Here is an 11,866-nt window from a genome sequence, read left to right on the forward strand (position 1 = left end):
GAACGAGTGACACCCCTCCGGAACGAGGAACGGGCTGATCGGACGCGCGGATAGTCCTGGAGGAAGAACTGCCACTCCGGCCAGCTCTCCGGCACTTCAGGAGGTAGCGACATGCGCAGCACCACGGCAAGGCGCGCCGGTCTCGGTGGCGTGGTCCTCATGCTCGGGCTCGGCCTCACCGCACCGCCCGCGCAGGCGGAGACCGCCGCGGGCGTCGCGTCGCTGGGTTCGGCGAACTTCACCAGGACCGGCCAGAACACGACCTCGATCGAGACCCAGGGCGGCTGCTCGCTCAGCGGGCCCGCCAGCTCCAGCGCGGACCCGGTGACCGGGAACGGGATCACGTTCGGCGGGGGCACGTCGACCTGCACCACCACGGTGGTGGACGCGGCGAACCACGTGACCACGACCAAGTCCGAGGCGACGGGCAAGGACTTCGACCTGTCCGCGCTCGTCGGCCGCGGCGGCAAGCGCATCCGGCTGAAGTCGTACACGGTCAGCTGTGCGGCGACCCAGACCCAGACGAGCGCGAGCTGGACGTTCGGCGGCATGAGCGGGCTGACCGCCCCGCCGTCGCCGACCCCGGCGAACTACGTCCAGCCGATCACCCGGCCGGACGGGACCGTGGTGGCGAACGCGATGTTCAACGAGCAGATCATCCCCGGCGACGGCAGCGTCGCGCTGAACCTGCTGCACCTCAGGTTCCTCCCGCCCTCGGGCATGACCGGCGACGTCGTCATCGGCGCCACGGCCTGCTCCCCCACTCCGTAGTTGCCCCTGAAGGCCACCATCACGGCGTAAAACGCCGTGATGGTGGCCTTCAGGGACCTTCAAGCGCGGGCCTTGGCGATGTCCGGGCCACGGTAGAAGTCCTCGGGGATGGTGGCCAGGCGGGAGTCGTGCAGCCGGGGGCTCAGGCCGTAGTAGTGCTGGAAGCTCATGATCAGCGGACGCCAGCGATCGGGGTCGATCCGGTCCGGCGAACCGGGCACGCGGATGGTGTCGTGCACGTGGACGCGCTGGACGCGGACCTCGATCGTGACGATGCCGCCGCGCTGCTCGGGATCGTCCTCGGCGATGCCGTGGACGGCTTCGACGACGGCCTCCATGGCGACCGGACATTCCGCGACACGCGGTGGTGACACGGTTTCCGACGCCACGGGCGTGAGCCCTGCCCGGCCGAACTTGTCCGGCTCGTGGCGATAACCCCGCTTCCACTTGCCCGGCGGGACGGGGTCGGAGCCGGTCGTCAGCGCGAGCTTGTCCACATGGGACACTAGCGCGTCCGACGGCAGGTTCAGCACACATTCCCTGGTGCGCAAGAGGTTGTGGGCCGTCTGCGCTCGCGCACCGAGGCCCAGCACGCCACGCCAGCCCAGCCAGAACGCCGACGACATCGGCGCGAGGTTGACGGAACCGTCGGGGTTGACGGTGCTGATCAGCACCACGGGCGTCCCGAAGTACAGGATTCCCGGCTCGATGGCCACGTGCGGATCCAGCGTCGCGAGGTCGTTCTGTTCGTTGCTCACCAAGAAAGTCTCGCGATCAAGCCCGGACGTCGCTGGCGAGAATCAGCCATCGCGCTCAGCCCGCCGTGCCCTCCCCGGTCAGCGTGACGAACGATACCGAGCCCGCGACGTTCTGGTGCACGGTCGGCTGACCGAGCTCGTCACCGTGACCTTGCAGGACGCGCTGCTGTCGACGGGAACCTTCCCGCAGGCCACGTTGTCCGGAATCCTGATGTCCGGCACGGCGGCGTCGGCGGGTGGTTCATCGGCTTCGGGCACGACGGGAAAGGTGGTGGTGCGATCGCCGGACACCGAGGCGCCCCGCACCAGATCGAGCAGGGTCACCCCGGAGACCGTCAGCGCCAGCGCACCGGCCGCGAGCAGCACGATCGCGATCGCCTTCACCCCCCGCGCGGACCCGTCCGTGGCGGCCAGCCCGCCCGCGGTCAGCGTCGCCATCACCAGGATGGTCACGCGAGTGGCGTTCGAGCCCGCCCCGATCGCACCGGGCACCAGCGCGCCCAGCAGCGACCCGGCGACGGTCACCAGGAACCCGGTCCACGAGAATCTCTTCGCTTCCCGCAACCGGCTGTGGACGGACGGCCTGCGGGCGGTGTGTGCCATGCCCATGCCAGTAAGTGCGACGACCGGCCGCGAAAAATACGGCACTCGCCCATCTGGCCGAACCGACCTCTACGATCAGCCGATGCATTCAGCGGAACAGATCGCGCAGGTGACCAAGCTCCGGCAGCTGGGCCGCAGCCCCAAGGAAATAGCCAGGGAACTGGGCATCAAGCCCGCCGAGGCAGCCCGCCTGGTCCGTGCGGCGGCCGCGTCCCAAGCCCCGGCGGAAGCCCAGCTGGCCGGCTGCTGGATCAGTCCTGGCTGGAGCACCGGCCTGACCGTGGACACCCAGTCCGGACTGCCCACGGACTCCAGCGAGAACACGACCGCCGACGGCATGGTCATGGTCCTGGTGGCCCGGCACCACCGCTACGACAAGATCCTGGTCTGCGGCTACCTGGTCGACACCTACTGCCTCGGGGTGAAGAACGTCTTCGGCCCGGAGGTCATGGACGACCGCGAACTACCCAAGTTCGTCCCCCACTACTTCAAGGCATACGACGCCGCACCCCTGGAAGCACCGATCGAACTGGCCCGCGAAGTGGTCCTCGGCGCGATCGACTACGCCCGGACCCTGGGCTTCGAACCACACGAGGACTTCCCCCACGTCGAAGCCCACCTGGGCCCGTGGACCGGCCCCAGCGCCATCACCTTCGGCAAGGAGGGGAGGCCGTTCTACGTCAACGGCCCCCACGACCACTCCCTGGCGATCCTCAGCACCCTGAAGCGCACAGCCGGGGCCGGAAACTTCGACACCATCATGAACCTCTAGCCCAACTGACCCTGAAGGCCACCATGAGGGCGTTAGAGTCCCTCATGGTGGCCTTCAGGGGCAATCAAAACTACGAGGCGAAGCCGCCGCCGCCCGCCCAGTTGAGGGCGAAGGAGGGGACGAGGCCCAGCACCAGGGTCACGATCACGCCCAGGGTGATGGCGGTGGTCGTGAAGGCGCCGGGGACGGTGACGGTCGGGCCGTCCGCGGCGGGCTCGGAGAAGTACATCAGCACGATCACCCGCAGGTAGAAGAACGCCGCGACCGCGCTGAACACCAGCGCCACGACGACCAGCGGGGCCATGCCGTCGGACAGCGCCGCCGAGAACACCACGAACTTGCCGACGAACCCGCTCGTCAACGGGATGCCTGCCAGCGCCAGCAACAGGAACGTGAACACGCCTGCCACCACCGGTGAACGTTTCGCCAGCCCCGCCCACGAAGACAGGTGCGAAGCCTCGCCGTTGCCGTCGCGCACCAGGCTCACCACGCCGAACGCCGCGAGCGTCGTGAAACCGTACGCCAGCAGGTAGAACAGCGTGCTCGAAAGCCCCTGCGAGGTCATCGCGATCGCACCGACGAGCAGGAACCCGGCGTGCGCGATCGACGAGTAGGCGATCATCCGCTTCACGTCGGTCTGCGTGAGGCCGAGGATCGCGCCGATCACCATCGAGATGATCGCGACGCCCCAGAGCACGCCGCGCCATTCCCAGCTGGTCGAGGAGAACGCCACCGACAGCACCCGCAGGATCCCGCCGAACGCGGCGACCTTGGTACAGGCGGCCATGAACGCGGTGACCGGCGTCGGCGAGCCCTGGTAGACGTCCGGGGTCCAGGTGTGGAACGGACCGACGGAACCCTTGAACAGCAGGCCGACCACGAGCAGGCCGAGCCCGGCGAACAGGAGCGTGTCGGACCGGTCGGAACCGGCGGCCGCGTTCGCGATGTCCGCCAGCTTCACGGAATTCGCGTACCCGTAGAGCAGCGCGAGTCCATAAAGGAAGAACGCCGAAGAGAAAGCGCCCAGCAGGAAGTACTTGACCGCCGACTCCTGCGAGAGCAGACGACGACGGCGGGCCAGCCCGCACATCAGGTACAGCGGCAGGCTCAGCACCTCGAGCGCGATGAACATGGTCAGCAGGTCATTGGCCGCGCAGAAAGCCATCATGCCGCCGAGCGCGAACAGCGTCAGCGGGAAGACCTCGGTCTGCATGCCGGTCGACTGGACCTGCGCCCGATCCTGCAACGTACCCGGCCGGATCCCGGCCTGTGCCACGAAAGCACCGCCCGGCTCCACCGAACGGTCCGCGATCAGCAGCACCGCGCCGAGCGCGAGCAGCAGCAGCGTTCCCCACAGGAACAGCGACGGCCGGTCCACCGAGATGGCCTTGGCGAACGTCGTCGTGCCCGCGCTGCTCGTGGAATCGGCGCTGGCGTAGATCACCAGCGCGACACCGGCCGCCGCGATCCCGGCCAGCGTCAGCACCACCTGCATGGACCAGCGCAGCTGCTTCGGAAGGAAGGCCTCGAACAGCACGCTCACGCACGCGACACCGAAGACGATCAGCATCGGCGCGACGGCCGCGTAGTTGATCGACGGCGTCGCGATCGGCTGCGGCTGTTGTGCCAGGAGTGTTACGAGCACGGTTTACTTGCCTCCCTGCACGGCAGACAACGTCTGCTGCACCGACGGGGTAACGGTGTCGAGCACCGGCTTCGGGTAGAACCCGAGCCCGATGATCAGCACGACCATGGGAGCGAGGATCGCGATCTCCCTGACGCCCAGGTCCTTGATGGCCTTGAGGGCCTTGGAATCGACCACGGTCGCCGTACCTACAGCGCTGGCCGACCCCGCACTGGTCGGGGTGGGAGACCCCGTCGGGGCCGGTAAGAACAGCGCGTCCCCGCGCACCGGGCCCTGCATGACGCGCTGGTACAGCCAAAGCACGTACGCCGCGGCGAGGACCATGCCCAGCGTCGCGAGGATCGTGTACACCGGGTGGTCCACAAAGGACCCCAGCAGCACCAGGAACTCACTGATGAACGAGTTCGTGCCCGGCAGGGACAAAGTGGACAGACCGGCGATCAGCAGCATTCCGCCGAGCAGCGGGGTCACCTTCGCCATGCCGCCGTAGTCGGAGATCCGGGTCGAGCCGCCGCGCATGATGACCAGGCCGACGACCACGATCAGCATGCCGGTCGCGAGGCTGTGGTTGAGCATGTACGACACCGAGCCGACCATGGCCTGCTCGTTGAAGGTGAAGATGCCCAGCGCGATGAACCCGAAGTGGGCGATCGACACGTACGCGATGAAGCGCTTCATGTCGGTCTGACCCGCCGCGAGTATCGAGCCGTACAGGATGCCGACCACCGAGAGCACCAAAACCAGTGGTGCCAACGCCTTGCTGGCCTCGGGGAACATCGGCAGGCAGTAGCGCAGGAAGCCGAACGTGCCGACCTTGTCCAGCACGCCGACGAGCAGCACGGCGACGCCGATGGGCGCCTGCCCCGCCGCGTCCGGCAGCCAGGTGTGGAACGGCACCAGCGGCGCCTTGATCGCGAACGCCAGGAAGAAACCGAGGAACAGCCAGATCTGCGTGCCCTTCGGCGCGTCCCGCACGACCGTGACCAGCGTGGCCCAGTCGAAGGTGCCCTTGCCGTACTTGTCGACCGAGAGCGCGTACGCCCCGATCGCCGAGGCCAGCATGATCAGCCCGCCGAGGAACGAGTACAGGAAGAACTTGACCGCCGCGTACTGCCGGTTCGGGCCGCCATAACCGCCGATGAGGAAGTACATCGGGATCAGCATGATCTCGAACAGCACGTAGAACAGGAAGACGTCGGTGGCGGCGAAAACGCCTATGGTGAGCGCCTCCTGCAGCATGATCAGCGACAGGAACCCGCCCGCGCTGCGCCCCGCCGGGAGCTTGTCGGTCAGGCCGAGCGCGCCGACCACGATCGGCACCAGCAGCGCGATGACCGCGATCATCACCAGCGAGATGCCGTCCGTGCCGAACGAGATGTGGATACCGAAGCTGGGGATCCAGTCCATTGTGGTCGCTTGCTGGATCCGCGCACCGGACGGCGAGTAGCTCGCCCAGAACGGGATGACCAGCAGGAGCTCGACCACGGTGACGGCCAGCGCGGTCGCCACGGCGAGCTTGTCGTTGGACTTCATCCCCGCGACGACGGCGGCGCCGACGAGCGGCAGCAGGATGAGGGCTAGTAACCAAGTCATATCAGGAGAACCTCACCAGCAGGAGAGCCACCACGAGCAGGAATGTGCCGCCGAGCATCGACAGCGCGTACGACCGGACGAACCCGGTCTGCAGCCGCCGCAGCCGCCCGGAACCGCCGCCGAGCAGCGCGGCCAGGCCGTTCACCGCGCCGTCCACGCCACGGTTGTCGACGTAGACCAGCGCACGGGACAGCCAGGTGCCCGGACGGGCGACCAGCGTCTCGTTGAGCGTGTTGCCGTAGAGGTCGTTGCGCGCGGCCCGCACGAAGATCGAGACCCGCTCGGGGCGCTCGACCGGGACACCGCGGCGGACGAACGCCCAGGCGGCGACGACACCGAGCGCGATGAGCACCAGCGTGAACGTCGTGATCAGCCCCGCCGAAAGCGGGCCGTGCTCGGACTTTTCGAGCGCACCGACACTCGGCGCGAGCCAGGTGGTGAACCGGTCGCCGATCTTGAAGAACGCGCCGGCGCCGACCGAGCCGACCGCCAGGATGGCCATCGGGATCCACATGACCGGCTTCGACTCGTGCGGGTGGAAGTCGCGGCCGTCACTGCTCTTGATGTCCTTCCAGCGTTCCTTGCCGAAGAACGTCATGATCACCAGGCGCGTCATGTAGAACGCGGTGAGCCCGGCGCCCAGCATCGCGGCGCCGCCGAACACCCAGCCCCGCCAGCCTTCCTCGCCGAACGCGGCCTCGATGATCGCGTCCTTGGTGAAGTAGCCCGAGAGGAACGGGAAGCCGATCAGCGCGAGGTAGCCGAGACCGAAGGTGACGAAGGTGATCGGCATCTTCTTGGCCAGGCCGCCGAACTTCCGCATGTCGACTTCGTCGTTCATCGCGTGCATGACCGAACCGGCCCCGAGGAAGAGCCCTGCCTTGAAGAAGCCGTGCGCGACCAGGTGCATGATGCCCAGCGCGTACCCGACCGGGCCGAGCCCGACCGCCAGCATCATGTAGCCGATCTGGCTGACCGTCGAATACGCGAGGACCTTCTTGATGTCGTCGTAGGCGCAGCCGATGACGCACCCGATCAGCAGCGTGATGGCGCCGATGATGGTGACGACCAGCCGCGCGTCGGGGCTGGCGTTGAAGATCGTGTTGGAGCGGGCGACCAGGTAGACCCCGGCGGTGACCATCGTCGCCGCGTGGATCAGGGCCGAGACCGGGGTCGGGCCCTCCATCGCGTCGGGCAGCCAGGCCTGCAGCGGGAACTGGCCGGACTTGCCGCACGCGCCGAGCAGGAGCAGCAGGCCGATGGCGGTGACCGCGCCCGGCGGGATCTTGTCGATGTTCGCGAAGACCTCGGCGTAACCCGTGCTGCCGACGTAGGAGAACATCAGGAAGATCGCCAGCGCCAGCCCGACGTCACCGACGCGGTTCATCAGGAACGCCTTCTTCGCCGCGGTGGCCGCGGACGGGCGGTCCTGGTACCAGCCGATGAGCAGGTACGAGGCGAGACCCACGCCCTCCCAGCCGAGGTACAGCGTGATGAAGTTGTTGCCCAGCACCAGGATCAGCATCGAGGCGACGAACAGGTTCAGGTACGCGAAGAATCGATGCCGAGCGGCATCCTCCGCCATGTAGCCGATCGAGTAGAAGTGGATCAGCATGCCGACGCCGGTGATCAGCAGGACGAACGTCAGCGAGAGCGCGTCGATCCTGATCCCGAAGTCCACCTGCAGCGAGCTGACCGGGATCCACGAGTAGAGCTTCGTGTCCACTGTGGACTTGCCGTCGGCGGCGAAGAAGAGGAGCAGGCCGAACACGAAGGACGCGACGACCGTGCCGGTCCCGAGCAGGTGTCCCCAGCCCTTCGCGCGCTTGCCCAGCAGGAAGAGAGCTAGCGCGCCGAGGGCGGGAAAGGCCACCAACAGCCACGATGATGCGGTCACTGTGCTACGCCCCTAGTACTTGAGCAGGTTGGTGTCGTCGACCGAGGCCGAGCGCCGGGTGCGGAAGATCGCCATGATGATCGCGAGCCCGACGACGACTTCGGCGGCCGCCACGACCATCACGAAGAACGCCATCACCTGGCCGTCGAGTCCGCCGTTGATCCGGGCGAACGTGACCAGGGTGAGGTTCACCGCGTTGAGCATCAGCTCGATGCACATGAACACGACGATCGCGTTGCGCCGCACCAGCACGCCGACGGCGCCGATGGCGAACAGCAGCGCCGAAAGCAGCAGGTAATAGGTGGGAGTCACTTCTCTTCACCCTTCTCGGGTTCCCCGCCGATGAGCGCGTGCGCGTCCGGCTTCGGGCCCTCGTCGGCGATTTGCTGGCGCTCCGCCTGCAGCCGCGCGGCCGAGGTGGACTCGATGAGCACCGACAGGGACTCCGGGGCAACCGAACCGTCCGGCAGCAGCGCCGGGGTGGCGACGGAGTTGGCCGTGGCGAACACCCCGGGGCCGGGCAGGGGTGAAGGCCGGGCGTGGCCGCCGGTGAAGCGCTCGATGACCAGGTCCTTCTGGCTCATCTTGCCGCCCTTGGCGTGGCGGTCGGTGAACGCGAGCACCATCGCGCCGAGCGCGGCGGTGATCAGCAGCGCCGACGTCAGCTCGAACGGGAAGAGGTACTGGGTGAAGATCAGCCGCCCGAGGCCGCCGGGGCCGCCGCCGTCCAGGCTGGCCGGGTCGAGCGGCTGCGCCGGGGTGACGTTGGTGAGCGCGCGGGTGAGGCCCGCCGCGAGCAGGCCCGCGAGGCCGATGCCCAGCAGCGTCGCGACCAGGCGCTGTCCGCGCAGGACCTCGACGACCGAGTCCGAGCTCTCCCGGCCGACCAGCATCAGCACGAACAGGAACAGCATCATGATCGCGCCGGTGTAGACGATGATCTGCGTGAAGCCGAGGAACGGCGCCTGCTGGATCATGTACAGCGCGCCGAGGCACAGCATGGTCTGGACCAGCCACAGCGCGGAGTGCACGGCGTTGCGCGAGAAGATCATGCCGAGCGCGCCGAGCAGCGAGAGCGGGCCGAGGATCCAGAAGGCGATCGTCTCACCGGTGGACACGCCCGCCGACGGGTCGGGAGCCTGCGCGAGCAGCACGGTGGCCCCGCTGAGCAGCGCGATCACTGGGCCGACTCCTTCTTGGCGAGTTCGGGCCCGTTCACGTAGTAGTCCTGCTCGTTGTCGCCGAGCCGCATGGGGTGCGGCGGCTGCTCCATACCGGACAGCAGCGGGGCGAGCAGGTCTTCCTTCGTATAGATGAGCCGCTGACGGTCGTCGTCGGCGAGCTCGTAGAAGTTGATCATCGTCAGGGACCGGGTCGGGCAGGCCTCGACGCACAGCCCGCAGCCGATGCAGCGCAGGTAGTTGATCTGGTAGTCCGCGCCGTAACGCTCACCGGGCGAGAACCGCGCCTCTTCGGTGTTGTCGCCGCCCTCGACGAAGATCGCGTCCGCCGGGCAGGCCCAGGCGCACAGCTCGCAGCCGACGCACTTCTCCAGCCCGTCCGGGTGCCGGTTGAGCTGGTGACGGCCGTGGTAACGCGGCGCGGCGGGCGCACCGGCCTCGGGGTACTCCTCGGTGGCGACCTTCTTGAACATCGTCGAGAAGGTGACGCCGAAGCCCTTGATGGGATCAAACATCCCCATCTTGTGCCCCTTCCTGTGTGGTGGAAGTACCGACGACCGCGGGCTTGCGCCTGGCCGCCTTCGCCTCGGCCCTGGCCAGTGCCTTCTGGCGAGGGGTGGTCTCGGGGACCTTCAGATCCAGTGGTGGCAACGGGAACCCGCCACCGGTGATCGGCACGTAGTTCTCGTCCGGGACCTTCTTCTCCGGCAGCAGCAGGCTCAGCAGCACCACCGCGACGATGACCACGCCGCCGCCGATGAGGATCTGCACGGTGGACAGGCCACCGCTGTGGCGGATCGCGCGGACCGTGGTGATGACCAGGATCCACACCAGGTTCAGCGGGACGAGGACCTTCCAGCCCAGCCGCATGAACTGGTCGTACCGCAGCCGGGGCAGCGTGCCGCGCAGCCAGATGAAGCCGAACAGCAGCGTGACGAGCTTGATGCCGAACCACAGCACCGGGAACCAGCCCTGGTTGAGCGCCGAATCGGGGCCCACCCACGGGAACATCCAGCCGCCGAGGAACAGCGTCGTCGCGAACGCCGAGACGATCACCATGTTGACGTACTCGGCGAGGAAGAACATCGCGAACTTCATCGAGCTGTATTCGGTGTGGAAACCGCCGACGAGCTCGGATTCGGCCTCGGGGAGGTCGAAGGGCGCGCGGTTGGTCTCGCCGACCATGGAGATCGCGTAGATCACGAAGCTCGGCAGCAGCAGGTAGAAGTACCAGCCGCCGCGTTGCGCGTCGACGATCGCCGAGGTCGACATGGAACCCGAGTACAGGATCACGCCGACGATCGAGAGGCCCATCGCGATCTCGTACGAGATCACCTGCGCCGCCGAGCGCAGCGCGCCGAGCAGCGGGTACGGCGAGCCGGAGGCCCAGCCGGCGAGCACGATGCCGTACACGCCGATGGACGAACAGGCGAGGATCACCAGCACGCCGACCGGCAGGTCGACCAGCTGGAGCACCGTCCGCTCACCGAAGATCGAGACCACCGGGCCGAACGGGATCGCGGCGAGCGCGATCAGCGCGGGCACCGCGGACAGGATCGGCGCGAGGAAGTACACCTTGCGGTCGGCCGTGTCCGGGATGATCTGTTCCTTGAACGGCAGCTTGATCGCGTCCGCGAGCGACTGCAGGTAGCCGTTCGGGCCGACGCGGTTGGGGCCCGGCCGGTTCTGCATCCGGCCGACGGCCTTGCGCTCCCAGACGATCAGCACGATCGTCAGGATCGGCCCGATCAGCAGGACCACGACGGTCTTGAGCAGGATCAGCCACAGCGGATCGTCCGCCAGCAGCCGCGCCCGCTCCGCCTGGTCCGGCACCGCCGCCAGGAACTGCGTGAGCTGCGGGGTCACTTCTCACCTCCGTGTTCTTTGAGGCCGCGCGACCGCGATCCCGTCACCAGGGCGCTGCCAAGGTACGCACCTCGCGTGATGAAGGCAGGGCGCCCTGCCGCCGCCGCGATAGCGGGGCCTTCGGCCGGGGCGCGGCGCTGTGGAGACAACACCGTCCGCGCACTCATTCCCCACCTCCGGTGATGCTGACGACCGCGCCGTGTCCCGCGCCGAGTGACGCGCGAACCTGGGAGCCGTCCGAGTTGCCCGGGAGCCACACCACGCCGTCCGGCAGGTCCGAGACCTCGACCGGCAGGGTGATCGCACCGCGTTCGGTGAACACCTTGACGCTGCCACCGAGGCCTTCGGCGGTCTTCGCCGACAGCCGCGCGACGGGCGTGCGCTGGGTGCCCTTGAGGTGCGGCTCTTCGTCCTGGAGCGAGCCGTTGTCGATCAGCTGCCGCCAAGTGGCGAGGATCGCCTGCCCCGCCGCAGGCATCGAAGGTGTCATGAAAGGGTCTTTCAGGGCAAAAATTGCCCTGAAAGACCCTTTCATGACACTCGGGAGCTTCGCGAGGTCGGCGGAGGCGGCAGCCGGGGTCTGGGTGTAGATGTCCGCGTCCATCTCCACCGCGAGGGTGTCGAGGACCCGGCCGTCGCCCATCGCGCCGGTGCCTTCGACGGTGATGTCGAAGTCGCGGCGGCGACCCTCGCCGTGGAGGTCGCTGGGCGGCGTCGCGTTCGCCGGGGCGCGGGGGGGGGCGACGGGCGCGCGCTCGGGGACCGCGCGGGGGCGAAGCG

The 11,866-nt window shown here is 68.0% G+C and carries 11 protein-coding genes and 1 pseudogene; 2 read left to right on the forward strand and 10 right to left on the reverse strand.

Annotated elements, in window-relative coordinates; genetic code table 11:
* Positions 1–111 precede the first annotated feature (111 nt).
* A complete protein-coding gene (locus tag QMK34_RS14885; protein ID WP_326414520.1) occupies positions 112–771 on the forward strand; it encodes a hypothetical protein in 660 nt (219 codons plus the stop codon).
* A 59-nt stretch (positions 772–830) separates the two neighbouring features.
* On the opposite strand, the gene QMK34_RS14890 is transcribed toward QMK34_RS14885, so the two are convergent.
* Together QMK34_RS14890 and QMK34_RS14895 are read right to left on the reverse strand one after the other, a co-directional pair.
* Complete coding sequence (locus QMK34_RS14890; protein ID WP_326414538.1) at positions 831–1,448, reverse strand: flavin reductase family protein; 618 nt, start codon at positions 1,446–1,448, stop codon at positions 831–833.
* A 159-nt stretch (positions 1,449–1,607) separates the two neighbouring features.
* On the reverse strand, positions 1,608–2,138 hold the full coding sequence (locus QMK34_RS14895; protein WP_326414521.1) for a hypothetical protein: 531 nt from the start codon (positions 2,136–2,138) through the stop codon (positions 1,608–1,610).
* 76 nt (positions 2,139–2,214) lie between these two features.
* Between QMK34_RS14895 and QMK34_RS14900 the strand changes: the two genes are divergently transcribed.
* Positions 2,215–2,904: a helix-turn-helix domain-containing protein gene (locus tag QMK34_RS14900; RefSeq protein ID WP_326414522.1), complete on the forward strand. Its 690-nt coding sequence runs from the start codon at positions 2,215–2,217 to the stop codon at positions 2,902–2,904.
* Positions 2,905–2,974: 70 nt separating this feature from the next.
* Here QMK34_RS14900 and nuoN read toward each other — a convergent pair whose 3' ends face one another.
* The 8 genes and pseudogenes from nuoN to QMK34_RS14940 form a co-directional block, all read right to left on the reverse strand.
* Positions 2,975–4,549, reverse strand: a complete 1,575-nt coding sequence (gene nuoN, locus QMK34_RS14905; RefSeq protein WP_326414523.1) for an NADH-quinone oxidoreductase subunit NuoN — start codon at positions 4,547–4,549, stop codon at positions 2,975–2,977.
* Between the two features lie 3 nt (positions 4,550–4,552).
* Positions 4,553–6,142, reverse strand: coding sequence for an NADH-quinone oxidoreductase subunit M (locus QMK34_RS14910; RefSeq protein WP_326414524.1), 1,590 nt, complete (start codon positions 6,140–6,142; stop codon positions 4,553–4,555).
* 1 nt (position 6,143) lies between these two features.
* A complete protein-coding gene (gene nuoL / locus QMK34_RS14915; RefSeq protein WP_326414525.1) occupies positions 6,144–8,039 on the reverse strand; it encodes an NADH-quinone oxidoreductase subunit L in 1,896 nt (631 codons plus the stop codon).
* A gap of 12 nt (positions 8,040–8,051) precedes the next feature.
* Positions 8,052–8,351, reverse strand: a complete 300-nt coding sequence (gene nuoK / locus QMK34_RS14920; protein WP_326414526.1) for an NADH-quinone oxidoreductase subunit NuoK — start codon at positions 8,349–8,351, stop codon at positions 8,052–8,054.
* Entirely contained in the window at positions 8,348–9,220 is an 873-nt protein-coding gene (locus QMK34_RS14925; RefSeq protein WP_326414527.1) for an NADH-quinone oxidoreductase subunit J, read from the reverse strand. Before QMK34_RS14925 ends, nuoK begins: the two co-directional genes overlap by 4 nt.
* Positions 9,217–9,741, reverse strand: a complete 525-nt coding sequence (gene nuoI / locus QMK34_RS14930) for an NADH-quinone oxidoreductase subunit NuoI (protein WP_326414528.1) — start codon at positions 9,739–9,741, stop codon at positions 9,217–9,219. The genes QMK34_RS14925 and nuoI overlap by 4 nt, the downstream gene beginning before the upstream one ends.
* On the reverse strand, positions 9,728–11,086 hold the full coding sequence (nuoH, locus tag QMK34_RS14935) for an NADH-quinone oxidoreductase subunit NuoH (RefSeq protein WP_326414529.1): 1,359 nt from the start codon (positions 11,084–11,086) through the stop codon (positions 9,728–9,730). The genes nuoI and nuoH overlap by 14 nt, the downstream gene beginning before the upstream one ends.
* Positions 11,087–11,249: 163 nt before the next feature.
* Positions 11,250–11,866, reverse strand: a pseudogene (locus QMK34_RS14940) (NADH-quinone oxidoreductase subunit G); the annotation flags it as partial.

It is taken from the genome of Amycolatopsis sp. H20-H5, from assembly GCF_035828755.1.
Classification (GTDB): Bacteria; Actinomycetota; Actinomycetes; order Mycobacteriales; family Pseudonocardiaceae; genus Amycolatopsis.

Excerpts from the sequence above, each read along its gene's own strand:
- QMK34_RS14885 (WP_326414520.1), top strand. The coding sequence starts at position 112 with ATGCGCAGCACCACGGCAAGGCGCGCCGGTCTCGGTGGCGTGGTCCTC.
- QMK34_RS14910 (WP_326414524.1), bottom strand. The coding sequence starts at position 6,142 with ATGACTTGGTTACTAGCCCTCATCCTGCTGCCGCTCGTCGGCGCCGCC.
- QMK34_RS14895 (WP_326414521.1), bottom strand. The coding sequence starts at position 2,138 with ATGGGCATGGCACACACCGCCCGCAGGCCGTCCGTCCACAGCCGGTTG.
- nuoI (WP_326414528.1), bottom strand. The coding sequence starts at position 9,741 with ATGGGGATGTTTGATCCCATCAAGGGCTTCGGCGTCACCTTCTCGACG.
- QMK34_RS14900 (WP_326414522.1), top strand. The coding sequence starts at position 2,215 with ATGCATTCAGCGGAACAGATCGCGCAGGTGACCAAGCTCCGGCAGCTG.